The organism is Streptomyces sp. AB3(2024) (assembly GCF_041862025.1).
Taxonomy (GTDB): Bacteria; Actinomycetota; Actinomycetes; order Streptomycetales; family Streptomycetaceae; genus Streptomyces.
This window is the reverse complement of sequence record NZ_JBGWAB010000102.1, coordinates 1-22,903: the sequence shown is the minus strand read 5'-3', so window position 1 is coordinate 22,903 and position 22,903 is coordinate 1. Positions and strand designations below refer to the sequence as shown.

The window sequence follows — 22,903 nt, the reverse complement described above, 5'->3', positions numbered from 1 at the left end:
GCCCGCCCTCACGGCGTCCGGACCAGCATGGCGGCCGGCACCAGGCACAGGAGGGCGACGTACCCCCAGGCGTGGAGACGGTCCCCGATCCGCGGGGGCCTTCGGCGCAGGAGGACGACGACCGGGAGGGCCCCGAGGAGGAGCAGGGCGGCGGCACCGAAATCGACGGACCCGACGGCCGACACCAGCGCCGCGCCGTCCGTCCCGTGGGCGACCGCGAGGAAGACCGCACACGCCGGGGCGCTGATGCAGGCGGTGAGGGGGTTGGCCAGCGCCGCCGCGGTGCCCATCGGCAGTCCCGAACGCCGCAGCAGCGGTACGGTCATGACGCTCCCCCCGACACCGAGGAACGAGGCGGCGGCGCCGATGGGGACCCCGAGCGCGGCCGGGATCGCGAACGCCCCGGGCCCGCCCGCGACAGCGGCACCGGCACCGGCACCGGCGGCAGGTCGCAGGAACCCCGGCCGCGCGAGCACGTCGGCGACGGTCATCGCCAGATAGGCCACGAACCCCCAGTGGATCAGCCGGGCCGGCGCGGAGCCCGCGAGGACCGCGCCGCCGAGCCCCCCGACGCCGAGCAGGACCATCAGGGGGGCGCTGCCCCGCAGACGGCGCAGGACCGGCCGGGGGGTGGCCGCGGTGGCCACCACCGCGTTGACGACCATGACCAGCGACGAGGTCGCCACCGCGACGGTCACCGCGGCCGGCCCCGCGGCGGCGTCCACCCAGACGATGACGGGGACCGTGACGAATCCTCCCCCGAAGCCGAACACCACGGTGGTCACACCGGTCAGGATCCCGACGACGACAAGAACGACAGCACTCATGCCCCCAGTCCAGTCGAGGAGCCGCCCGCCGACGATCGACCGTCGCTCCGATCCTTTCGAGTTCCGGCCATACCCTTCCGTCATGCGCAACGTGCCCCTCGCGCGACTCGATCACCTCCCCGCCGAGGTGCTGCCGATCGCGACCGACTACCCGCCTGACTCCCTCCTCGCCTGGCACGAGCACCGCCGGGCGCAGCTCCTGTACGCCGCGACCGGCACGATGCTCGTGGAGACCGACGACGGGGCGTGGACCGTCCCGGGCGAACGGGCGGTGCTCATCCCGCCCCGGATCCGCCACCGGGTGCGGATGCTGGACGTGCGGACCTCAAGCCTCTACATCGAGCCGTCGGCCGTTCCGTGGTGGCCCACCGCCTGCCGGGTCGTGGAGGTCCCGCCGCTGCTGCGGGAACTGCTGCTCGCCGCCGCCGACCTGGACGCGGACTACGCCGCGGACGACCGCGACAGAGCGGTGATCACATTGATCCTCCTGGAGACGGCCGCGCTCTCCGAGGTTCCGCTGCATGTCGCCCTCCCGCACGAAGCGCCGTTCTCCCGGCTGTGCCGCGACTACCTCGCCGGCCCCGACGTGGCGGTGAGCAACACCGACTGGGCGCGCGCCGCGGCGATGAGCGAACGCATGTTCACCCGGCGCTTCCGGCACCTGACGGGGACGAGCCCCGCGGCCTGGCGGTCCCGGGCCCGCCTGCTGGCCTCGATCCCCCTCCTGCGCCACAAGACCGTCACCGAAGTCGCGACCCTGCTCGGATACGCCTCCCCCGCGGCCTTCTCCTACGCGTTCACGCGTGCTTTCGCCATGCCGCCGTCCTCCATGAGGCGCCACTGACCCGACGGCGTCGCCCTGCCGTCCACGCGAGGGGCCGGACCCGTCGATCAGCGGCCGGGATACGGCAGCAGTGCCATCTCGCGCGCGTTCTTGACGGCGGTGGCGAGGGCCCGCTGCTGGCGGGCCGTCACCCGGGCGACGCGGCGACTGCGGATCTTGCCGCGGTCCGAGACGAACTTCCGCAGCAGGTCGATGTCCTTGTAGTCGATGTACGTGATCCCGGCCGCGTCGAGCGGGTTGGGGCGGGACTTCACGGGCTTACGGGCTTCCTGGCGACGTGCCATGGGGTTCTCCTGTGTCGAGCGTGCGTCGCTGCTCGGCGCGGCGACGGGGGGAGGGTCAGACGGGGTCGAGGAGGGAGTCGAAGGCTGCGGGGAGGCGCTTCCAGCCGTCGCGTCCTCCCGCGTACTCCGCGTCCGTGAGCAGGCAGGACTCCAGGAGCCGTTCCAGTCCGTCGCGGTCCAGGCCGGGTGAGGTGAAGACGAGGTGCTGGCAGCAGTCGCCGTGCTCGGGGTGCCAGTCCAGGGCCGCGGCGGCCCTCCGCACCGGTGGGACCATCTCCCAGGCCGCGTCGGGCAGTGACGCCAGCCAGGGGCCCGCGTTCTCCACACACAGCGCGCCTCCCGCGGCGTCCCACGCGAGGAGGGTGTCGGGGCGGTCGGCGAGCCAGAACCTGCCGCGGCTGCGCGCGGCCGCGCAGCACAGGTCCTCCAGCGCTTCGTACAGGCGCTCGGGATGGAAGGGCCGCCGGCGGTGCCACACGAGCGTGGTGACACCGGCGTCGTCGGCGTCCTGGGGCAGCAGCGCGCACGCGGGGTGCTGAGCCGCCGCGGCGGCCTCGACGTCGAAGCCCGCGAAGGCCGCTTCGGCGAGTTCGCCCGAATCGGCCGCCACCCGGCGGGCGGTGGGGTGCAACTGGGCGAGGAGCGCGCGGTCCTCGTCGCCGGCTTCCTCGTTGCCGACGAGGGCGAGGACGGGTGCGTACTCCAACTGGCGGGCCCAGGTGTCCCCGACGGTCCGCCGGTCGGTCGGCGCCGCCGCCAGGCCGGCTTCGGCGAGGTCGTCGCCGTTGGCGAGGCAGGGCAGCACGAGCACGGGGTCCACGGCGGTGATCACATTGGTGAGGACCAGGCCGTCTCCGGCGTGTGCGGAGACGACCTCGGCCATCGCCTTCGGCTCGACCGAGTCCCACAACTCGACCACGGCGAGCCGGGTCAGGCCCGCCCCGGCCAGCCGCACCAGTTCGGGTACGAGGTCCTCGCGCAGTGCGCAGCACGCGCAGTCGTTGACCAGCGGCGCCCCGTCCTCGGACAGGAGTCCGGTGGCGTCGCGGACCGAGCGGCGCACCGACCCCTCCGCCGCGCCGGTCAGGTCGTGGTGAAGGGCGACGCTGCCGGGGACGGCCCGCAGGAGCCGGCCCACGACCTCCCTGCGGGCGTCGGCGTGGATCCCGGCGACGATCACGACGGGCAGTCCGGGGTCCTGTGTCATCGGCGGGCCCCGTAGCGGCGCTCGAAGCGTTCGACGCGGCCGGCGGTGTCCATGACGCGGGCGGTGCCGGTGTAGAAGGGGTGGCTCGCCGAGGAGATCTCCACGTCGACCACCGGGTAGGTGTGGCCGTCCTCCCACTCGATCGTCTTGTGGCTGGTCATGGTGGAGCGGGTGAGGAACGCGGTGCCGCCGGCGCTGTCGCGGAAGACGACGGGGCCGTAGGCGGGGTGGATGCCGGGCTTCATGGCGGTGTCCTTCGGGGTCTGGGCGGGGGTTCGGTCAGCGCTCTTCGCGGAAGTCGACGTGTCGGCGGGCGACGGGGTCGTACTTGCGCAGCACCAGCCGGTCCGGGTCGTTGCGCCGGTTCTTGCGGGTGACGTAGGTGGAGCCGGTGCCCTCGGTGGAGCGCAGCTTGATGATCGGGCGGAGTTCGTTGCGTGCCATGAGGCTAGTATATGGGAATGGTTTCCATTACCAATAGCGTGATGGCCGTAGCGAGAGGCAGGTAACACACCCATGTCCGCCCACTGCCAACTGACCGGCGCCGAACCGGGCTTCGGCAACAACATCTCCCACTCCCACCGGCGCACCCCGCGCCGCTTCGACCCGAACATCCAGCACAAGCGCTATTGGCTGCCCAGCGAGGGCCGCAACGTCCGCCTGACCCTGAGCGCCAAGGCGGTCAAGACCGTGGACGCGATCGGCATCGAGGCCGCCGTGGCCCGGATCCGGGCCCGCGGGGGGAAGGTCTGATGGCGAAGAAGAGCAAGATCGCGCGGAACGAGAAGCGCAAGGAGACCGTCGGGCGCCACGCCGCCCGGCGGGCGGAACTCAAGGAGGTCATCCGCCGCCCCTCGTCCACGGCGCAGGAACGCGGGACCGCACTGGCGGAGCTGCGCCGGCAGCCGCGCGACGCCAGCGCCACCCGCGTCCGCAACCGCGACAGCGTCGACGGCCGTCCCCGCGGCTACCTGCGCAGGTTCGGCCTCTCCCGGGTACGGACCAGGCAACAGGCGCACGCCGGGTTCCTGCCCGGCGTGACGAAGTCCTCCTGGTGATCCCGCCCGGGTGACGCCCACGGGCGGCGGCAGGACACCACGCCGCGATCGTCCGGTGGGGTGTCCGGCCGGGGCCCGCTTGGGAGCATCACCGAATCGGGGCCGGGCGGTCGGCCGGGGAACCCGTAGCGGGTCGCCCGCGTCCAAGCGGCGAGCAACCGCTGCGTCGCGAGGAGGCCGTCGGATGGGTGCACGGACGACGGGGGCGGCCGTGCTGGCCGGCGTACTGCTGGTGGCGGGCGCCGGCTGCGGTGGGGTGGGGGGGGGGGGGGGGGGGGGCGGGGGGGCGGGGGGTTTTCGGGGGGGGGGGGGGGCGGGGGGGGGGGCCCCCCCCCCCCCCCCCCCCGGGCCACGGCTGTACGCGCACCGGGGACGCGGTCGCCTCCGAGGTGGTGGTCACCGCCTCGGACAACGGCCGGCGGATGTGCCTGCCGCTGCACGGCACCCTACGGATATCCCTGCCCGATGCGGGTACGGGCGGCCCCGGGGCGCCGGTGGGCCTGTCCGGGACGGCGCTGTCCACGGTCGCGGACCACCTGTTCCGGGGCGTGTCGCCCGGCACGGCGGTACTGACCTCCGAAGTCCCGGCCTGTCCCGGGACGCCCGCGCCGGGCACGGTCGAGTGCCGGGCGCTGACGGGTTGGCGGGTCACCGTCGACGTACGGTGACCCGCCGGTCCCTCGTGCGCCCTCGCGCACCCTCGGGTCCGGGTCAGCTGATGCTGAGCGCCGTGTCGTCGATCACGAACGAGGTCTGCAGGCTGGAGTCCTCGGTGCCGCTGAACGTGACCGTGACCGTCTGGCCCGCGAAGGAGGACAGGTCGAAGGTCTTCTGCACGTAGCCGGTGTTCTTGTCGAGGTTGGAATAGCCGGCCAGGGTGGTGGAGTTGGCCGTCACCGTCAGCTTGTCGTAGGCCGTGGCGGTGGTCGTCTCCGCGGTGTCGATGTGCAGGTAGTAGCTGAGGGTGGCGTGGCAGCGGACCGGGATGGTCACCGACTGCGAGAGCGAGTCGGTGTGGGTGGACCCGTAGCCGTCCAGCCAGGCCTTCCAGGAGCCGGAGTGCGCCGCCTCACCGCTGCCGTTGTCGACCACGCCGGTACTGGCGGTCCAGGGGGCGGTGCCGGTCTCGAACCCCTGGTTGCCGAGGAGCTGGGTCACGGTGCAGCCGCCGTCGACCGTGGTGACGGTCCAGGTGAAGGAGGTGCTGCCGCTCGCGTTGGTGGTGTCCTTGGCCGTGACCGTGACGTCGTAGCCGCCCGCGGTGGTCGGCGTACCGCTGATCAGGCCGGTGGAGGCGTTGACGGACAGGCCGGGCGGGAGCCCGGTGGCGCTGTAGGTGAGGGTCTGCCCGCTCGCCGAGTCGGTGGCCTGGATCTGCAGCGAGGTGGCCGTGTTGACGACACCGGTGCGGCTGCCGGGGCTGGTGACGGTGACGGTGTTGCCGCCGGCGGAACCGCCCGCGAAGGCGGCGGTGCCCTTGGGCGTGCCGAGTCCGGTCGGGCCGTCGTAACCGGCCTTGGCGGTGCAGAGGTAGCCGCCGGAGCAGGAGCCGTTGGCGCCGCTGGTCACGTCGTTGAGCGACGCGGTGTGGGAGTACGGGTACGACGACGGGTAGGTGCCGGCGGCCGGCGTGCCCGCCAGGGCGTAGACGGAGGCGATGATCGGGGCCGAGGCGCTGGTGCCGCCGTAGACGTTCCAGCCGCTGGCCTGGTAGCTGTCGTACACCGCGAGCCCGGTGGCCGGGTCGGCGACGGCGGAGACGTCGGCGACCGTGCGCTTGGCGCAGCCGCCGTCGCTCTGCCAGGACGGCTTGGTGGTGAAGCCGGAGCATCCCGAACCGGCGCCGTTGCCGCCGGCGCTCGTGCCCCAGACGCTCTCGGACCAGCCGCGGGGGGTACCGCCGGCGCGGCTGAGGGAGGTGCCGCCGACGGCGGTGACGTACTGGGAGGCCGCCGGGTACTCGACTCCGTAGCCGCTGTCACCGGAGCTGACGGTGATGGCGACGCCCGGGTGGTTGAAGTACGAGGCGTCGGAGGCGGGGTCGGTGGAGTCCTCGCCGCCGCCGTAGCTGTTGGAGACGTACTTGGCGCCCATGGTCACGGCGCGGTTCACGGCGGCGCCGAGGTCCTCCATGGAGGGCTGGTTCGCCTCGACCAGCAGGATGTGGCACTGCGGACAGACGGCGCTGACCATGTCCACGTCGAGGGAGATCTCACCGGCCCAGCCGGCGTCGGCGGTGGGGTAGCTGGTGCCGCCGTTCTGGTCGGCCTTGCGGAAGCAGCCGTTGGCCGTGGTGCAGGGGGGCAGTCCGTACTGGGAGCGGTAGGCCGCCAGGTCGGACTCGGCGTTCGGGTCGTCGTACGCGTCGATGATGGCGACCGTCGCGCCGGCGCCGGCCGAGGCCGGCAGGGCGTACGCGCCCTGCAGGTCGGTGGGACCGTAGCCGGAGGGCAGGACGCCGGGTGCGAGGCCGAGGCGCTGCTGCACGTCGGTGCGGGCCAGTGCGTGGCAGGCCATCCAGCCGGCCCGGGCGGGCTCCGAGCAGAGCCGCTGGGTGTGCACGGCGGCGGTGCCGGAGGGGGCGCCGGTGCCGGCCGAGGCCACGGACGGGGCGGCGAAGGCGAGCATGCCGCCGGAGATCAGGGCAACCGTCGAGAGTAAGGCGGTCGCACCGCGGCGGCTCGGCCGTGCGGCGCGCCGGAACAGGGCGTTGCGCAATGAACTGCCCTCCATGGGGGGTTGATGTGCCGCGCCGGGGGATCCCTCAGGATTGGCAGGTCCATGACATTCATGCGCACGTCAGGGCATGCCGGAGCGGAGGGTCGACGCGGGATGCGAGTGGCACGTGTTCAACGGTGCGGACTGTCACCACGTGCAGTGGTGGCCAACGCTGAAGGTATTGAAGCGCCGGGCCAAGGGACTACCCGGCGAATGCAAAGGCTTGCTTTCGGTCAGTGATGTTCGCGTATACCGTGTCCTGCCATGGAGTTGGACGACGGCGCGGTCAACGACCTGATGTCCCTGGGACTCTCCCGGTACGAGGCCCGGGTGTATCTCGCTCTGGTCAGGCGGGAGTCGTACACCGCCGCCGAGGCGGCCCGCGCCGCGGACGTCCCCCGCCAGCGCGTCTACGACGTACTCGACGCCCTCGTCCGGCGGCGCCTCGCCGTCCTGCGCCCCGGCCGGGTCGCGGCCTTCTCCGCGGTGGCCCCCGAACTGGCGCTGGCCCGGCTGATGGCCCTCCAACGGGAGTCCCTGGAACGGCTGAACGAGGTGTCGGCCGCGCTCACCACGGCGCTGCTCCCGGTCTGGGCCGACGGGCGGACGCACACCGATCCGCTCGACTACATCGAGGTGCTGCGCGACCCCCGGGCGATCGCCGAGCGGTTCGACAGCATCCAGGAGCAGGCCTCCGGGGAGCTCCTCAGCTTCTGCAAACCGCCGTTCGTCGCCCCCGCGGCCAACAACGAGGGCATCAAGGCCGTCCGCCGACTGCGTCAGGCCGGGGGCACGGCCCGCGCGATCTACACCCACGACGCCCTCGGCGACGCGGAAGTGCTGGAGAACGTACGTCGGTTCGCCGCGGCGGGCGAGGAGTCCCGCTTCGCCCCGGGCCTCCCGCTCAAGCTCGTCGTCGCCGATGCCTCGCTGGTGCTGTGCGACATGCCCGATCCGGTGGCCGGCACCCGGGCCACCACCGCCCTGTACATCGAACACCCAGCGCTGGCAGCCTGTTTGAGGCTGGCCTTCCTCGCGGTCTGGGATCAGGCCCGGAGCGCACCCGGGACGGGCGGCGGCTGACCACGCGCCCACCGCCGCGCCTGCCTCCTGCCGACGGGCCGGGTCTGCGAGGACCCGGAGGATCCGGTCTGCTCAGCCCCGCAGGTACGCGAGCACAGCGAGCACCCGGCGATGGTCGGTGTCGGCCGGGGGCAGGTCGAGCTCGGCGAGGATGCTGCCGATGTGTTGGGCGACCGCGGCTTCGCCGACCACCACCCACCCGGTGTTGCCCAGGGCCGCCGTCCGGGCCCGTGATCCCGACTCGCTCAACGAGTTGGCGTACGTCGACGCCTGGTCGTCGCGCTCGGAGCCCCGCTCGGTGTCCGCGCCGGGTTGACCGCCGATCTCGGCCGGCAGGTACCCATGCCGCTGCCGGCCGGCCCGGTCCTGACCGTGCTCGCCGCCTGCCTGGAAGGCGTGGAGGTCATGATGGGCGGCGGCAGCCGGTTCCAGGTCGACCGCGGACACGTCGAACTGTGCGCCCCGGTGACCCCGGACGCGCAGCAGGTGGCGGTGTACGGGGTCCAGCCGCCGAAGCCGTCACACACGCTGAAGCCGACAGCGGTGGTCACGAACACCGGCTTCACCGACCCGGGCCACGCCCTGACCGGTGGCGAACGGCCGACCGTGTGGCCGTCGGCCATGGGGCGACGGGCGAGTTCGGCTGCGGCCCCATCGTGTCCGGCTCCTATCGAGGCGGAAACGATGCTGACACGCGACCGACCGGCCCCGCGGCGTTGGTGCACGAGAACGGGCTTCGCCACGCGCCGGTCCGCCGGACCACCTGGATGTGGCACGGGGTTCTCCTCTTCGTGAAGTTGCCGAGTCGGGGCCCTGTGATGCCCTGGCCGGCTGGGCGGGAGCGTGTCCCGGTCGATACGGCGAGCTTGGCGAAACCCGGCTGAAGGGTCGCTGAAGATCTGAAGGTGCGTTCAGCCTGCCTGCCCGGGAGTCGTTCCCGTGGACGCGGTCCGCGCCGCCGACCGGCTAGTGCACTGCCCGCGGGCTGTTGTCGTGCGTCTCTCCGCCGCGTGCCCGGTCACGGAAATGGCCGTAGGCCATGAAGGCGAAGAGGACCGCCAGGAGTACCGCCGAGGAGCCTGCGGTGCCCAGGTCGAGGCCTCCCTTGGCGGTGGGCTTGGTGAGGTAGTCGCCTGCGGTGGCGCCGAAGGGGCGGGTGAGGACGAACGCGATCCAGAAGAGGACGACGTTGGGGACGAAGGGCACGCGGATCAGGGCGACGAGTACGAGGAGAACGCCGGTGATCAGCAGGACGCTGCCCATGTAGCCGAGTCCGGAGCTGTCGGAGAGGAAGTCGCCCATGGAGGTGCCCAGGGTGTTCGAGACGAGGATCGCCGACCAGAACAGCGCCTCGCCGCGAAAGGTCACGATGTCTCGGATGACGAAGGTCTGGCCGGTGAACTTCCAGGCGACGAAGATCGCGACGAGCAGGGAGATGAGGATGGCCGCGCCGGTCGGATAGCCGAGCCCCAGACCCTGTGGGCCCCAGCCCAGGGAGGTGGTGCCCTTCGCAAGGTACTCGGAGCTGGCGTCGCGGTTCATGAAGTCCGACACGGTGGTGCCGACCATGCTCGTGGAGACGATGACGGGCCAGTAGAAGAACGGGTTGTAGTGCCTCGCCCGCAGCTGCACCAGCAGGGTCAACACGAACATGAGTAGCAGGGCGATCGTCGTGAGGAAATAGCCCAGGCGCAGGGTCTGCGCGAACAGGTCTCCCGCGGTCTCGCCCAGGGTGGTGGCGGCGATCTTCATGATCCAGAAGGCAAGGGTGACCTCTGGCAGCTTCCGCACCACGTACTGGGCCGCGCTCGCCCCCTCCGCGTCGGGCAAAGCGAGTACGGGAGCCCGTCTCGCTTCCACTGCCGGGGACGGTGGACGGGGGGAGAGGTGCAGTCGCCCTTCGTGCATCGCCCACCGCTTGCGGAGTCGTTCGGCGACCTCCGGGTCACGCGTGGTGACCACGAGGGCGGCTCCCGCCTCGTCCGCGGCTGCGAAGAGTACGTCCATGACCCGCCGGCCGGTGGCGCGGTCGAGGTCGCCGGTGGGATCGTCCGCGAGGATCAGGCGTGGGGCGGTGGCCAGTGTGCGGGCGATGGCGACGTGCTTGGCCTGGCCGCCGGAGAGTTCGGCGGGCATTTTGTGGGCAAGTTCCGCAACTGCCACGACATTGAGGCAGTGCAGGGCCCGGAGGTGCGCAGATTCCTTGGGAACGCCGGCCAGAACCAGGGGCAGCGCGGCGTTCTCCGCCACGTTCAGCGCCGGAACGAGGGTGGGGCCCTCAAGGACGACTCCGACCTGCCCACGTGCTGGAACTCGGGGAAGCCCCGGCCAGCTGATCTCTCCGGCCGTGGGTTGAACGACGTCTGCCATGAGGTGCAGCAGTGTGGATTTGCCGGACCCTGACGGACCCGTGATGGCTATCCGGTCGCCGGTGTGGACCTCGCAGGTGGCGCTGTTCACGGTGCCGGGGGCGGTCGGCCCGTTGCCGTGGATGCGGGCGGCGTCCTGGCAGCTCAGGAGCAGGGTGTCGGCCGTGGTCACGGCAGGCCCCCTCGATGTGCCGGCCCGTCGACCCGCTGGGCGGCCCCGAGGGCTCCGCCGGTGTCGGGGGGAAGGGCGTCCCGGTCGTCTGGGACGGGTACTGGGGCTGGAATGGCGGTACGTCGCATGATGGGGCGCCCTTCCGGTGACGAAGCGGACAGCAGGTCTCCTCTGACCCTAGGCAGTGGTTGGTTAGCCTCCGGCCCGTTCACGGTGAAACGACGGTAAACCCCCGGCTCAACTGCCCTGCATTCCACGGAACCCCGGCCCATCGCGTTCGGGACGGTCCCGGCAGGCACTCCTCACCGGCCGCCCGCCCCGACGCATGGGGATGCGCCGGGGCGTCCGCTGTCCGTCAGGTTGTTCCACCGAGAGAGGTGAGGAGCGTGTTGAGTGCGTCGGCCTCGGTGGCCTTGTCGGGGTGCGGGGCGCGCACGGCCTTCAGGACCTGGTCGATCTCGCCGTCGAGGAAGCCCCACGCCTTCTCGCTCTTGGGCTCAAGGGTGGACTGGTCCTCGTCCCACGCGGTCTCCAGGTCGGTGACGCGGCTGGTCGCGGCTCGCTGATCACCCGAGTTGACCTTCGCCAGGGTGTCGGCCGTGATGGTGCGGAATTTGGCGATATCGGCCGGAGGGAACGGCGATGTCGCCTCCTGCGAGTTGATGTGACCGGCCACGGGCGCGGGGGTGTCTTCTTCGCTCGCGGCAGCGTGCGGCTGGTGGTTCGCCCAGGCGAGCAGTGCTGTGGCCGCAACCGCTACGACGGCGTAGTAGGCCAGCATGCCCCGCTCACGTGCCGGGCTCGGTGTCCGCGGGGTACGGGTCGGTTCCTGGGCCTCGATGACATCACTGTGGCTGCGCGTGAGGTACACGACCGTGGCGAGGATGGCGACCAGGAAGATCGCGCTGGTCAGTGCGGTGCCCAGGCCCAGGCCGCCGTCGCCGCTGGGCGATCCGAGCCAGTCGCCGAGATTGGCGCCGAGCGGGCGGGTGAGGATGTAGGCCAGCCAGAAGGAGAGCACGGCGTTGGCGCCGAGGCGCCAACCGACGATGACCGCGGCGATCAGGCCGAGCGGCAACAGCACGGAGACGCCCGCGGTCCAGCCGGTGAGTTCGAGGGTCCAGTCCCCGGTGGCGGTGCCGAGCGCGAAGGTGACCAGGACCGCAAGCCAGTAGAAGAGCTCGCGGGGCCGGGTGGAGATGCTGTGGACCGACAGGGTCCGCTCCCTCACGTACCAGATGCCGAAGACCAGAGCGAGCACGCCGGCGAAGACGCTGCTGCTCAGGGCGAGGGGCACTCCCTGGCTGTCGGTGAGGATGTCGGTGTAGAGGGTGCCGGTCACACTGACCACCACGACGGTGAGCCAGTACACGAACGGAACGTAGCGTGAGGCGCTGAGTTGCCAGGCCAGCACGGCTGCCAAGGCCCCGGTGAAGATCAGTGCGGTGTTGAGCAGGCCGACACCGAGGTTCATGTTGATCCAGTCGGCGAAGCTCTCGCCGACCGTGGTGCACAGGATCTTGATGATCCAGAACCAGATCGTGACCTCGGGAACCTTGTTCAGCATCTGCCCGGCAGGCGTCCGAACGCTCTCGCCGACTCGCAGCTGGTCTCCTGGGTGGGCAGCTGCCCCTGGAGCCGTGGGACTCTCAGACGTTTCGTAGGTCATGCGGCCCGACTGTTCCATCGGGAACCTGAACGCATCCTGACCATCCCACCGGACATGACGACAGCGATGCCCCCGTCGCCGCACTCGGTGGTGCACTCGGTCGAGTACGGCGACGGGGGCCGGGCGTCAGGACGGTGGCCGAGTCGCGCGGCGGTCTGCTGCGCCCAGCCACAGGACCACGGCGACGATGATCACGGCGAGGATCAGGCTGACCGGCCCGGTGCCCAGCCCGAGGCCGCCGCGCTCGGCGCCGGCGCCGGCCCAGTCCGCGAAGGAGGCGCCGAGCGGTCGGGTGAGTACGTACGCCCACCAGAAGCCGAGCACGGGCGGGAGGGCGAACACCCGGTGGGCGAGTGCCGGCAGGGCGATCAGGGCGGCGAACAGCAGCCCGGAGGGCAGGTATCCCCAGCCCGGGGTCGCCGCGGTCAGGTCGCCGACGGCCGTACCGAGGGCGAAGGTGGCCATCACCACGGTCCAGTAGAAGACCTCGCGGCGACCGCCCGCCACCGTCTCCACCGCGAGGGTGCCCTCGGTCCGCCGCCAGACCACGAAGACCAGGGCCAGGGCCAGGGCCAGGGCCAGGGCCAGGGCGAACGCCGGCGCGGACCGTCGCGGCAGTCGTCACGGCTCACGTGGCAAAGGTTCGGACGCACCCGTGCACGACCGCCCACACGGCACCCAAGAGGCCGAGCCGCCGCCACGAATCCGTGGCGAGTGCTAAAGCGACGCGCCCCCCTCACGAACGGGCACTGCCCGACCAATCGTCCGGCGCACGTTGCGTCTTCCTGCATCAGCCAGCGGAGCCAGGTCGACAATGGCAGCATCCGGGAAATGACGGCACACCCAGTCTTCAGCGCCATCCACGTCCCGGCGCTTGAGCCCTACCTCGCACGAACGGGCACCATCTTTCACACGTTCACTGATCAGGACTCCGGCTGCATCTCCTACGGGTTCATGGCGGGCGGGCAGCGCTGGTTCGTGAAGGGGGCCTCGACGCCCGATGGTGTCTCGTCCCTGCGCCGGGCCATCTCGGTACACAAGGCCGTTGCACACTCTGCCATCGTGCCCCTGTCGCACTCGTTCAGCACCAACGAAGGTCTGGCACTCGTGTACCCGTGGATGGCCGGCGAGGTCCTCTATCACCCGACTCGGTCCCGCCATGGAGGGAGGGCCGCACCTGGCAGTCCTATGACGAAGTTCCGGCAGCTCCCCCTTCCTCAGGTTCACGCCGCCCTTGACTCACTCCTGAGGGCCCACCTTGCCGTGGAGCAGGCCGGCCTCGTCGCAGTGGACCTCTACGACGGCTGCATGCTCTACGACTTCGAAAATCATCGGATGATGCTCTGCGACCTGGACGAGTACCGACCCGGGCCGTTCACGCTGGAGACAGAGCGGCTGCCCGGCTCTTCCCGCTACATGGCCCCGGAGGAATTCGTACGGGGCTCGGTCATCGGCATCCGGACAACCGTGTTCACCCTGGGCCGAGCCCTCCGCCTTCTCCTCGACGCCGGCGACGAGGAGAAGCAGTGGCGCGGCACCTCCGGACAGCTGACCGTCATCAAGAAGGCAACGGCCGCCGCCCCGGAGTGCCGGTTCCACTCGGTGCACTCACTCGTCGACGCCTGGCATGCGGCCACCTAGGGTTTCGGAGCCCGCCTGCGAGGCGATGAGCGCACCGGCTCCTCCCCAACCTCGGAGCGCAAGATCCGGCCGGCGTTGCACCACCGCTCGTCCCTGCTCACCCGCAGGACGCGAGGGGGCGGGACACTCAGGCCGAGCCAACGACAAGCATGTGCGCCGATGCATCGTGGAACACGCCGTGCTCGTCGGCGAGACGAGCCGTCGCTATCGCATCCGTGACGAGCGCTCCCGCCTCTTCCTGGCCAGCACATCGGCCGGCCGCTACGACGTAGGCCCATCCCGGGCCCTCGATCCCGTGGACCCGCACGGCGCCCAGCCCCACTTCGCCGGCCTCCTGAGTCAACTCTGCAGCGGTATGGAAGTGCACAACCGTGAACCCCCTGCTGCCGTCGTAGGAACCCGTACGAACCACCTGCGAGACCTCGCCGGCCAGCAGCTCCGGGGACAGGCCCGCGCTGACGGTGTACTCCTGCATCAGGGAGTACCGCGAGATCCCCGCCGCTGCCACGACACCACCCGGCACCGCAACCCGCCGCGCCTCCCGCAGCGCCTTCAGCCGGTCCTCGCGCTCCGCCAGGTGGTACAGCGGCCCAAGGAGCAGCACCGCATCGAAGGTGCTCGCCGTAAAGGCCAGGTGACGCGCATCCCCTTCGGTGGCCATGCATCCGGGCGCCCGCTCGCGGGCCTGCTCGACGTGTTTCGGCACGGGGTCCACCAGGTCTACCTCGTAGCCGTCTTCGGCCAGCCACTGGGCATGCGCACCTGGGCCTCCACCCACGTCCAGCACGCGGGCCGGCGGTGGAGGAAGGTAGCGTCGTAAGAGTTCCCGGGTGCGCTCGAATTCGAGACGGCCCGTCGCTGTGGAGTGCAGTCGCGCTGCCTCGTCGTACTCGCTGTAGAAACCCGTGATGCGGGGATCGATGCTCGTCATGCCTGGTGAGAGTAGAGCCCAGCAGATGCCGGCGTCATCCGGATATCCCCCGCGGCCGCCGTTGAAGGACTGGCCGATGGTGGTGACCGCGCCGGCCAACACGCGGTATGGCAGGCGTGGCTGGAAAGGACTGAGGCTGGTTGTCAGGTCGAAGTCCTTGGCATGGAGCAGGCCGTTCGCGACGGGCTCATCAAGGTCAACCCCGCCCGGGTCAGCGGCTGGCAGCGCCAGTACCAGCAGGTCGAGGACGAACTGAACGACCCGCGTGCGCTGGCCTGCCCGACTGGGCGGCTGCTGGCCGTCGGCAATGACCCCGATGCCCGGATCTTCTTCGGACCGCGCGGCGGTCGCATCTCCACACCGGTCCTGCGCAAGATCGCCGGGCACGGCTCGCTGACTACCACTCAGCGATACCTGCACCCCGACGCCGACCAGATCACCGCAGCTGGTGCCGCGCTGTCTGCGCACCTCATGGTGCTCCGTGCACCTCGTTCGCTGCCGGTCACGGCCGTCACCGCAATCTGACCCGCGCTGACCGCCCTGGTCCCCAACTGGTCCCCAAAAACGATCAAAGGGCCGTCTTGGATTGCTCCAAAACGGCCCCTGAACTGCGACTCTTTCGAGTCGGGACGACAGGATTTGAACCTGCGACCCCTTGACCCCCAGTCAAGTGCGCTACCAAGCTGCGCCACGTCCCGTTGTGCCGCCTACCTGGGGTTTTCCCCCTCGCGGCGGGCACATGCAGAACATTACCGCACGTTGAGGGGTGCGCGTGCACGGGTGATCGGTGCGCGGGAGGATGGCCCGGTGAACGGACGGGATCGGGACGGTGAGGGGCGGGCGCGCAGTGCGCGGCCGCGCGATGGGCTGGGGCGGCCGCTGGCGTACGGGGCCGCGGGCGTGGAGCGGCAGCCCGAGGGGGTGGTGCGTACGCCGGCCGGGACCGTGGAGGAGGCGCAGCGGCTGCTGGACGCCGGGATGCCCTTCCACGCGCACGAGGTGTTCGAGGACGCCTGGAAGTCGGGGCCGGGGGCCGATGCCCCGCTGTGGCGGGGGATGGCGCAGTTGGCGGTGGGGCTGACGCACGCCGCGCGGGGGAACGCGGTGGGCGGGGCCCGGCTGCTGCGGCGCGGTGCGGCGCAGCTGGCCGGGGTGCGGAAGGCGTACGGGATGGATCTGCCGGGGCTGGCCCGGTGGGCCGGGGAGCTGGCCCGCCGGGTGGAGGGCGGCGCCGTGGTCGACGCCGCCGTGGAGGCCCCGAGGCTACGCGGCGGCGGGCTGTAGCAGGTCCCAGCGGTTGCCGTAGAGGTCCTCGAAGACGGCGACGGAGCCGTACGCCTCGTGGCGGGGCTCCTCCAGGAAGCGGACGCCCTCGGCGGTCATCCGGGCGTGGTCGGCGGCGAAGTCGGCGGTGTAGAGGAAGAAGCCGACGCGGCCGCCGGTCTGGTCGCCGACGCGGGCGCGCTGGGCGTCGTCCTTGGCGCGGGCGAGCAGCAGGGCCGACTCGGTGGCGCCGGGCGGGCGGACCACGACCCAGCGGGAGCCGTCGGGGCGGGCGGTGTCCTCGACGAGGTCGAAGCCGAGGGCACGGGTGTAGAAGTCGATGGCCTCGTCGTAGTCGCTGACCACGAGGGCGGTGAGGGCGATGTGGGATGGCATGCCGTCATTGTGCGTCGAGGAGGACCACGTCCAGGACCCGGGGACCGTGGACGCCCTCCACCCGGTCGAGCTCGATGTCGCTGGTGGCCGAGGGGCCGGAGATCCAGGTCAGGGGGCGGGTCGGGTCCAGCCGCTCCAGTGCCTGCGGGACGGAGTCCACCACCTGGCCGGGGACGCGCACCACGCAGACGTGGTGGTCCGGGATCAGGGTGATGCGCCGGCGCCCCTGGTCGGGCGCGCCGTCGAGGACGATCGTGCCGGTCTCGGCGACGGCCAGGGCGCAACCGGTGACCACGCCGCCGACGCGGTCCAGGTCGGCCGGGGTGGAGTCGGCCAGGTCCCGGACCCGGGTCGGGTCGGCCGCGGAGAGCCAGTACGGGGGCAGGCCGGGCGGTACGAGGACGCTGTCGTGCCGGGACAGCAGCCGCGCCAGCAGCATCGGCAGCCCGTCCCCGTCGGTGCGGTGGACCGTCGCACGGTACTCGGTGAGGTGTGCGGCGAGCAGGTCGACGCACTCGGCCGGGGTGCGGACCCCGTGGACCCGGAGGTAGTCGCGGGGGACATCGGGGTCCGGGCCGGAGGCGGCGCGGCGGATGCGGGAGAGGATGCGGTCCTTGCTGCTCACTTCTGCGGGGACTTCCGTTCTCGGGCCCACCAGTCGCGGAAGGATTCCGCCGGTACGTCGGGCAGTGCGCGGGTGTCGGTCCAGGCCCGGCCTGGTCCGGGCAGGCGGTGCGGGCGCAGCCGCCGGGCCCGGGAGAGCAGCCGTTCGCCCGCGCGCAGGGCGCCGGGGCGGTCGAGGAGGAGGCGGGCGGCGCGCATCGCGGCCCGTTCGGCGGTGTGGCCGTGGGCGGGCCGGATGCGGACGCGGACGCCCTCACGGGTCACGGGACCGCCCTGGACCACCCGTTCGCGCAGGTGGACGAGGATCTCGGGGATGTCGATGGCGACGGGGCAGACCTCGTAGCAGGCCCCGCAGAGGGTGGAGGCGTAGGGCAGGGTGGCGTCGATCGGGGCGGCGGTTCCGCGCAGTTGGGGGCTGAGGACGGCGCCGATGGGCCGGGGTAGACGGAGCCGTAGGCGTGGCCGCCGGCGCGTTCGTAGACGGGGCAGACGTTGAGGCAGGCGGAGCAGCGGATGCAGCGCAGGGCCTGGCGGCCGGTCGGGTCGGCGAGGGTGTCGGTGCGGCCGTTGTCGAGGAGGACGAGGTGGAAGGCGGTGGGGCCGTCGCCGTCGGCCCCTTTCGACGGCCCCGTACCGGTCCACATGGTCGTGTACGGGTTCATCCGCTCGGCGGTCGAGGAGCGCGGCAGGGTCTGGAGGAAGATCTCCAGGTCGCGGAAGGTCGGCACCACCTTCTCGATGCCGACGACCGAGATCAGGGTTTCGGGCAGGGTCAGGCACATCCGGCCGTTGCCCTCGGACTCCAGGACGACCATGGTGCCGGTCTCGGCGATCATGAAGTTGGCGCCGGAGACGGCGACCTTGGCGCGCAGGAACTTCTCGCGCAGGTGCAGGCGGGCGGCCTCGGCGAGTTCGCGCGGGTCGTCGCCGAGGTCCTCGGGGGCCGGGCGGCCCCAGCGGCCCATCTCGGAGCGGAAGAGGTCCCGGATCTCGCCGCGGTTGCGGTGGATGGCGGGGACGAGGATGTGGGAGGGCCGGTCGTGGCCGAGCTGGACGATCAGTTCGGCGAGGTCGGTCTCGTAGGCGGCGATCCCGGCCGCTTCCAGGGCCTCGTTGAGGCCGATCTCCTGGGTGGCCATGGACTTGACCTTGACCACCTCGCGTTCGCCGGTGGCGAGGACGAGGCCGGTGACGATCCGGTTGGCCTCCTCGGCGTCGACGGCCCAGTGCACGGTGCCGCCCGCCGCCGTGACGGCGGCCTCCAGTTCCAGGAGGTACCGGTCGAGGTTGCGCAGCGTGTGGTCCTTGACGGCCTTCCCGGCGGCGCGCAGCCGGTCCCAGTCGTCGAGTTCGGCGACGGCGCGGGCGCGTTTGTCGCGGATGGTGTGGGTGGCGTGGCGCAGGTTGGCGCGCAGCACCTCGTTCCGTACGGCTTCGCGGGCCGCTTCGGGGAACGGCGGGAAGGCGGGCATGCCGAGGTCGGTGCCGGTCATCGCAGCGGTTCCTCCTCCGTGGCGGCCAGGATCTCGGCGAGGTGCAGGGTGCGCAGTGGTTCGCCCGCGCGGCGCAGGGTGCCTTCGAGGTGGGCGAGGCAGGAGTTGTCGGCGCCGCACAGCACCTCGGCTCCGGTGGCCCGGGCGCCGCGGATCTTGTCGGCGCCCATGGCGGCGGACACGTCCGGGTTCTTCAGGGCGAAGGTGCCGCCGAATCCGCAGCATTCCTCGGCTCCGGGCAGCTCGATCAGTTCCAGGCCCTTCACCGCGGCCAGCAGCCGGCGCGGGCGGTCGCCCAGCCCGAGGGAGCGCAGGCCGTGACAGGAGGGGTGGTAGGTGACGGTGTGCGGGAAGTACGCGCCGACGTCGGTCACGCCGAGTACGTCCACCAGGAACTCGGTCAGCTCGTACACCCGCGGTACGAGGTCATCCGCCAGTGCCGCGAGTGCGCTCCCGCGTCCTTCCTCGGCCGCCTTCCGGCCGATGCGCGGGTACTGCTCGCGGATCATCGCGGCGCAGGACCCTGAGGGGGTGACGACGTGGTCGTAGCCCGCGAAGGCCTCGGCGGTGCGCCGCAGCAGCGGTTCGCTCTCGCGCCTGTAGCCGGTGTTGTACTGCGGCTGGCCGCAGCAGCTCTGGGCCGCCGGGAAGTCCACCTCGACGCCGAGGCGCTCCAGGAGGCGGACGACGGCGATGCCGGTGCGCGGGTACAGCGCGTCGTTGACGCAGGTGACGAACAGGGCGGCACGCATGACGGGCAGAATAGCCGGGTGAAGAAGTTCTCAGTGATCGGCATAGGCGCGGGCGACCCGGACCACCTGACCCTCCAGGCGGTCCGGGCGATCGGCGCGGCGGACGCATTCCTCATCCTGGAGAAGGGGGAGGAGAAGTCGGACCTGACGGGGCTGCGGCGGGCCATGCTGGAGCAGCACGCCCGGCCGGGCCACCGGCTGGTGGAGGGGCGCGATCCGGACCGGGACCGCACCCCGGCCGAGTACGCGCCGACGGTGGACGGCTGGCGCAGCGCGCGGGCCGAGATCTTCGAGCGGTTCATCGCCGAGGACCTCGCGGAGGGCGAGACCGGGGCCTTCCTGGTCTGGGGCGATCCGTCGCTCTACGACTCCACCCTGGCGATCCTCGACGAGGTGCTGGAGCACGGCCGGGTGGAGTTCGAGCACGAGGTGGTGCCCGGGATCAGCAGCGTCTCGGCGCTGCTGGCCCGGCACCGTACGAACCTGAACCGGGTCGGGCGTCCGGTGCAGATCACCACGGGCCGGCGGCTGGCGGAGGGCTGGCCGCAGGACGTGGACGACGTGGTGGTGATGCTGGACGCGCGGCACGCCTTCACGGCCCACCTCGACCAGGACCTCTTCATCTACTGGGGCGCCTACGTCGGCACCCCGGACGAGATCCTGGTCTCGGGGAAGCTGGCGGAGGTGGCCGGGCGGATCGAGGAGCTGCGCGGCGAGGCGCGGGCCCGCAAGGGCTGGATCATGGACACGTACCTGCTCAGGCGCGCTTGAGGAAGGCGGGCAGGAGCTCGGCGAGGCGCTCGTACTCCTCGGCGCGGTTGTAGACCTGCCCGCAGACGCGGATGCCGCCCCCTCCCCGCCGGGGCCAGATCAGGACCCGGATGCCGATCCTGGCCGCGAGTTCCTCGCGCAGGGCGCGGGCGGCGTCCTGGGTCTCGGCGGTGCCGGGGGGCAGCAGCAGGGAGCGCATCGCGAGGCCCGGGGTGTACGGCAGGGGGGTGAGCCCGGGGATCCGCGCGAGCAGGGCCGCACCGTAGGCGGCGAGGGCGCTGTTGTGGGCCCGGACCTTGGCCGCGTCGAGCCGTTCGAGGAGGTCGAGGCCCTCGGGCGCGGCGAGCCAGCCGGTGTAGTCGGCGGTGGCGCGGTACTCGACGGACCACGGGAAGCCCCGCTCGTCCTCCCAGGACGGGGAGAGGGAGCGGACCCGGGAGCGGTGGGCGGGGGCCACGGCCAGGAGGGCGCTGCCGGAGGGGGCGTAGCCCCACTTGTGGAGGTTCCCGAACCAGAAGTCGGCGCCGGCGGCGATCGGCTCGGCGAGCATGCCGGGGGTGTGGGCCCCGTCGACGACGGTGGTGATCCCGCGTGCGGACAGTTCGGCGAGGAGCCGGGGTCCGGCGATCAGACGGGCGGTCGGCGAGCTGACGTGGTCGAGGACGGCCACCTTGGTGCGGGGGGTGAGCCCGGCCAGCACGGTCTCGCACACGGCGTCCTCGTCGGGCAGGTGCGGGTCGAGGGCGACGGTGGTGACGGGGGCCCGGCGGGCGGCGGCCGCGACGACGGTGCCGTAGCCGTGGTCGGTGACCAGGATCTCGTCGCCCCCGGCCAGTTCCACGGCGTCGAGCGCGAGGTTGGCGCCCTCGGTGGCGTTGGCGATGAAGGCGATGCCGTCGGGGTCCGCCCCGAGCCGGTCGGCGATCCGCCCGCGGGCCGCGGCGACCCGTGCGGGGACCGCGCCGAAGAAGGCGTCCGGGTCGGCGTGGGCCTCGGCGCGCAGCAGTTCCTGGGCCTCGTTCACGACCAGGGGGACGGCCCCGTAGGAGCCGTGGTTGAGGTGGGCGACGTCGGGGTCGAGCCGGAACAGGGCCGGACCGCCGGGGAAGACGGGCGGGGCGGGCGGGACGGACGGCTCGGGCACGGGTACCTCCGGCTACACGGTGGGGCTGCGGGTCTCCCCCGGGCCCCGGCACGGGGCCCGCGGGCGTGTCCCCCGGAGCATGCAGTCCCGCCGCACCCTCCGACAGGGCCGATTCCGCCAGAGTGGCCTACCTCCGGTCCGCCCGCCCGCAGGCCGGGCGCGCGGGGTCAGCGCGGCGCTTCGTCCCGGCCGCTGGTCGCCGCGTAGTACTGGAGGTCCTGCACCGCCACCGTGCCGTCGACGCGGTACGGCAGCTCCACCGAGGCCGCCGTCCTCCCGTCGCGCACCACCTCGGCGGAGCTGGTGCCCGGTTTCAGCGCCAGCAGTTCGGCGTGCGGCCCGGCCGGCGCGGCGTGCTCGTCCCGGGCGGGGCCGACGGTGGTGCGGACGGTGGCGGGCTCCGTCAGGAAGCTGAGCACCTCCACCGTGTCCCGGGGAGCGGCGCTGCCCTTGCGCGGCGACATCAGCAGCGACTGGCCGCCGGTCGGGCCGGTGGCGGCGAACTGGGTGCGGGAGGTGAGGTAGAGGGTGTCGCGGACGATCCGCGGCCACTGCCCGGTCTTGAAGCGGGTCAGGTAGTACGAGGTCAGGTCCAGGTACGCGTACCCGTTGTGCAGGGAGGGCGCGAACTGGCTGCCCTCCGAGTAGTCGTTCCAGGTGGTCAGCTGCACCCAGTCGGCCCCGTCGTCGATGGCGTGCGTCCAGGTGGTCCGCAGGGTGGCGGTGTTGCCCGCCTCGTCGTAGATCCCCTGGTTCGGCCGGGCGTCCTGGACGGACACCGGCTGCATCCAGATCTTGCCGAGGCCGTGCGCCCGGTCCACGTCGGCGGTGGCGCCCTCCTGGCCGGCGTAGCTGCGGCTGCCCCACTCGGAGAACCCGTAACTGATCGGCGCGTAGTCCGCGTTGTGGGCGCCGAAGTCCAGGAAGAGGGGGACGAGGGCCGTACGGACGCCGTACCGGCTCTTGAGGGTGTCCATCATCCGGCTCCACCAGGCCGGGCTCTTCTCCTCCGCCTTGAACGGGGACACGACGAGGCGGCCGTCGCCGAGCCGGTGCGCGGCGGGGGCCCGGGCCAGGCCGGCGAGGGCGTCGGCGAGCACAGCGGGGTCGTCGGTGTCCAGCGAGGTCATGTCCGGCATCAGCATGACCTTGAAGGCCGGGTCGACCTCGTGGGCCGCCCGCATCAGGAGGTCGGCGCGCTCCCGGTTCTTGCCGGTCAGGGAGAGCAGGTCGAGGGTGAAGCCGTCGATGCCGGCGCCGCGGGCGGTGCGCACCTCCTGGCGGAGGTTGGCGTACTCCCAGTCGCCGTCCTTCGGGGCGACGGGCAGGGGGCGGTCGCGCAGCAGGCCGCCGTACCGCTCGTGCTTGCCGTTCTCCCCGCCGGGCCGGAGGTAGTTGCGGGTGTAGTAGTCGACGTCGGCGCTCGCGTTGTCCAGGGAGAGCGGGTACGGGGTGAAGTAGTGGGCGAACACCAGCTTCCCGGCGGCGGCCGCGGAGCGCAGCGCGGCCGGTCCGGGCAGGTCGAAGGGCAGGGCTCCGGCGGGGCGGGCGCCGCCGCTGTCGACCCGGCCCCCTACCGGGCCGGGGGGGGGGGCCTGCGCCCGGCCCGTGCTCCCCGGGGCCGGGGTGGGGGCGGCGGGATATCGGGTTTGATATG

The 22,903-nt window shown here is 72.2% G+C and carries 24 protein-coding genes, 1 tRNA gene and 2 pseudogenes; 9 read left to right on the top strand and 18 right to left on the bottom strand.

Features of this window, described 5'->3' with window-relative positions:
* Positions 1-8: 8 nt before the first annotated feature.
* A complete protein-coding gene (locus tag ACEPPI_RS29960) occupies positions 9-827 on the bottom strand; it encodes a TSUP family transporter (protein WP_373918401.1) in 819 nt (272 codons plus the stop codon).
* Positions 828-909: 82 nt separating this feature from the next.
* On the opposite strand from ACEPPI_RS29960, the gene ACEPPI_RS29955 reads away from it, so the two are divergent.
* Positions 910-1,671: a helix-turn-helix transcriptional regulator gene (locus ACEPPI_RS29955; protein WP_373918400.1), complete on the top strand. Its 762-nt coding sequence runs from the start codon at positions 910-912 to the stop codon at positions 1,669-1,671.
* A 47-nt stretch (positions 1,672-1,718) separates the two neighbouring features.
* Here the strand turns inward: ACEPPI_RS29955 and rpsR are convergent, their stop codons facing one another.
* From rpsR to rpmG, 4 genes are read right to left on the bottom strand one after another with little or no spacing between them, the layout of a single operon-like run.
* The gene (gene rpsR / locus ACEPPI_RS29950; protein ID WP_373918399.1) at positions 1,719-1,955 is read right to left on the bottom strand and encodes a 30S ribosomal protein S18; all 237 of its coding nucleotides are present in this window, start codon (positions 1,953-1,955) and stop codon (positions 1,719-1,721) included.
* Between the two features lie 55 nt (positions 1,956-2,010).
* On the bottom strand, positions 2,011-3,162 hold the full coding sequence (locus tag ACEPPI_RS29945; protein ID WP_373918398.1) for a GTP-binding protein: 1,152 nt from the start codon (positions 3,160-3,162) through the stop codon (positions 2,011-2,013).
* On the bottom strand, positions 3,159-3,407 hold the full coding sequence (locus ACEPPI_RS29940; protein WP_373918397.1) for a type B 50S ribosomal protein L31: 249 nt from the start codon (positions 3,405-3,407) through the stop codon (positions 3,159-3,161). The genes ACEPPI_RS29945 and ACEPPI_RS29940 overlap by 4 nt, the downstream gene beginning before the upstream one ends.
* Positions 3,408-3,441: 34 nt before the next feature.
* Complete coding sequence (rpmG, locus tag ACEPPI_RS29935) at positions 3,442-3,606, bottom strand: 50S ribosomal protein L33 (protein WP_373918396.1); 165 nt, start codon at positions 3,604-3,606, stop codon at positions 3,442-3,444.
* A 72-nt stretch (positions 3,607-3,678) separates the two neighbouring features.
* Here rpmG and rpmB point away from each other — a divergent pair, with 72 nt between their 5' ends.
* The 3 genes from rpmB (at position 3,679) to ACEPPI_RS29920 (ending at position 4,888) form a co-directional block, all read left to right on the top strand.
* Positions 3,679-3,915 carry a 50S ribosomal protein L28 gene (rpmB, locus tag ACEPPI_RS29930; RefSeq protein WP_373918395.1) on the top strand — a complete coding sequence of 79 codons (237 nt, stop codon included), beginning with the start codon at positions 3,679-3,681 and terminating at the stop codon, positions 3,913-3,915.
* On the top strand, positions 3,915-4,220 hold the full coding sequence (gene rpsN, locus ACEPPI_RS29925; protein WP_373918394.1) for a 30S ribosomal protein S14: 306 nt from the start codon (positions 3,915-3,917) through the stop codon (positions 4,218-4,220). Before rpmB ends, rpsN begins: the two co-directional genes overlap by 1 nt.
* Before the next feature lie 392 nt (positions 4,221-4,612).
* Entirely contained in the window at positions 4,613-4,888 is a 276-nt protein-coding gene (locus ACEPPI_RS29920; protein ID WP_373918393.1) for a hypothetical protein, read from the top strand.
* 43 nt (positions 4,889-4,931) lie between these two features.
* On the opposite strand, the gene ACEPPI_RS29915 is transcribed toward ACEPPI_RS29920, so the two are convergent.
* Positions 4,932-6,953 carry a putative Ig domain-containing protein gene (locus tag ACEPPI_RS29915; RefSeq protein ID WP_373918392.1) on the bottom strand — a complete coding sequence of 674 codons (2,022 nt, stop codon included), beginning with the start codon at positions 6,951-6,953 and terminating at the stop codon, positions 4,932-4,934.
* 249 nt (positions 6,954-7,202) lie between these two features.
* Here ACEPPI_RS29915 and ACEPPI_RS29910 point away from each other — a divergent pair, with 249 nt between their 5' ends.
* Positions 7,203-8,021: a TrmB family transcriptional regulator gene (locus ACEPPI_RS29910; RefSeq protein WP_373918391.1), complete on the top strand. Its 819-nt coding sequence runs from the start codon at positions 7,203-7,205 to the stop codon at positions 8,019-8,021.
* Between the two features lie 72 nt (positions 8,022-8,093).
* Here the strand turns inward: ACEPPI_RS29910 and ACEPPI_RS29905 are convergent.
* The 4 genes and pseudogenes from ACEPPI_RS29905 to ACEPPI_RS29890 all read right to left on the bottom strand — a co-directional run.
* Positions 8,094-8,216, bottom strand: a pseudogene (locus ACEPPI_RS29905) (DNA-binding response regulator); the annotation flags it as partial.
* A 771-nt stretch (positions 8,217-8,987) separates the two neighbouring features.
* Positions 8,988-10,562 (bottom strand): ATP-binding cassette domain-containing protein, encoded by a 1,575-nt coding sequence (locus ACEPPI_RS29900; protein WP_373918390.1) that lies wholly within the window; start codon positions 10,560-10,562, stop codon positions 8,988-8,990.
* A 355-nt stretch (positions 10,563-10,917) separates the two neighbouring features.
* Positions 10,918-12,129 (bottom strand): hypothetical protein, encoded by a 1,212-nt coding sequence (locus ACEPPI_RS29895; RefSeq protein ID WP_373918389.1) that lies wholly within the window; start codon positions 12,127-12,129, stop codon positions 10,918-10,920.
* A 228-nt stretch (positions 12,130-12,357) separates the two neighbouring features.
* The gene (locus tag ACEPPI_RS29890; RefSeq protein ID WP_373918388.1) at positions 12,358-12,780 is read right to left on the bottom strand and encodes a hypothetical protein; all 423 of its coding nucleotides are present in this window, start codon (positions 12,778-12,780) and stop codon (positions 12,358-12,360) included.
* 714 nt (positions 12,781-13,494) lie between these two features.
* On the opposite strand from ACEPPI_RS29890, the gene ACEPPI_RS29885 reads away from it, so the two are divergent.
* On the top strand, positions 13,495-13,872 hold the full coding sequence (locus tag ACEPPI_RS29885; protein WP_373918387.1) for a hypothetical protein: 378 nt from the start codon (positions 13,495-13,497) through the stop codon (positions 13,870-13,872).
* Positions 13,873-13,999: 127 nt separating this feature from the next.
* Here ACEPPI_RS29885 and ACEPPI_RS29880 read toward each other — a convergent pair whose 3' ends face one another.
* Positions 14,000-14,803 carry a class I SAM-dependent methyltransferase gene (locus ACEPPI_RS29880; RefSeq protein ID WP_373918386.1) on the bottom strand — a complete coding sequence of 268 codons (804 nt, stop codon included), beginning with the start codon at positions 14,801-14,803 and terminating at the stop codon, positions 14,000-14,002.
* 162 nt (positions 14,804-14,965) lie between these two features.
* Between ACEPPI_RS29880 and ACEPPI_RS29875 the strand changes: the two genes are divergently transcribed.
* Positions 14,966-15,328 (top strand): hypothetical protein, encoded by a 363-nt coding sequence (locus ACEPPI_RS29875; protein WP_373918385.1) that lies wholly within the window; start codon positions 14,966-14,968, stop codon positions 15,326-15,328.
* Between the two features lie 99 nt (positions 15,329-15,427).
* Here ACEPPI_RS29875 and ACEPPI_RS29870 read toward each other — a convergent pair.
* Positions 15,428-15,501, bottom strand: a tRNA-Pro gene (locus ACEPPI_RS29870).
* A 109-nt stretch (positions 15,502-15,610) separates the two neighbouring features.
* Between ACEPPI_RS29870 and ACEPPI_RS29865 the strand changes: the two genes are divergently transcribed.
* On the top strand, positions 15,611-16,087 hold the full coding sequence (locus ACEPPI_RS29865) for a DUF309 domain-containing protein (protein ID WP_373918384.1): 477 nt from the start codon (positions 15,611-15,613) through the stop codon (positions 16,085-16,087).
* Here the strand turns inward: ACEPPI_RS29865 and ACEPPI_RS29860 are convergent.
* From ACEPPI_RS29860 to ACEPPI_RS29845, 4 genes and pseudogenes are all read right to left on the bottom strand, one after another.
* Positions 16,067-16,462, bottom strand: a complete 396-nt coding sequence (locus ACEPPI_RS29860; RefSeq protein WP_266843956.1) for a VOC family protein — start codon at positions 16,460-16,462, stop codon at positions 16,067-16,069. The genes ACEPPI_RS29865 and ACEPPI_RS29860 overlap by 21 nt on opposite strands.
* Before the next feature lie 4 nt (positions 16,463-16,466).
* Positions 16,467-17,087: a lactate utilization protein C gene (locus ACEPPI_RS29855; RefSeq protein ID WP_373918383.1), complete on the bottom strand. Its 621-nt coding sequence runs from the start codon at positions 17,085-17,087 to the stop codon at positions 16,467-16,469.
* Positions 17,084-18,579: pseudogene (locus ACEPPI_RS29850) on the bottom strand (lactate utilization protein B). Before ACEPPI_RS29850 ends, ACEPPI_RS29855 begins: the two are co-directional and overlap by 4 nt.
* A complete protein-coding gene (locus tag ACEPPI_RS29845) occupies positions 18,576-19,331 on the bottom strand; it encodes a (Fe-S)-binding protein (protein ID WP_373918382.1) in 756 nt (251 codons plus the stop codon). The pseudogene ACEPPI_RS29850 and the gene ACEPPI_RS29845 overlap by 4 nt, the downstream one beginning before the upstream one ends.
* A gap of 18 nt (positions 19,332-19,349) precedes the next feature.
* Here ACEPPI_RS29845 and cobF point away from each other — a divergent pair, with 18 nt between their 5' ends.
* Entirely contained in the window at positions 19,350-20,102 is a 753-nt protein-coding gene (cobF, locus tag ACEPPI_RS29840) for a precorrin-6A synthase (deacetylating) (RefSeq protein ID WP_373918381.1), read from the top strand.
* On the opposite strand, the gene ACEPPI_RS29835 is transcribed toward cobF, so the two are convergent.
* Both ACEPPI_RS29835 and ACEPPI_RS29830 read right to left on the bottom strand, forming a co-directional pair.
* A complete protein-coding gene (locus ACEPPI_RS29835; protein WP_373918380.1) occupies positions 20,089-21,246 on the bottom strand; it encodes an aminotransferase class V-fold PLP-dependent enzyme in 1,158 nt (385 codons plus the stop codon). The genes cobF and ACEPPI_RS29835 overlap by 14 nt on opposite strands.
* A gap of 167 nt (positions 21,247-21,413) precedes the next feature.
* The coding region (locus tag ACEPPI_RS29830) for a glycoside hydrolase family 71 protein (RefSeq protein WP_373918379.1) at positions 21,414-22,903 on the bottom strand (1,490 nt) is incomplete at its 5' end.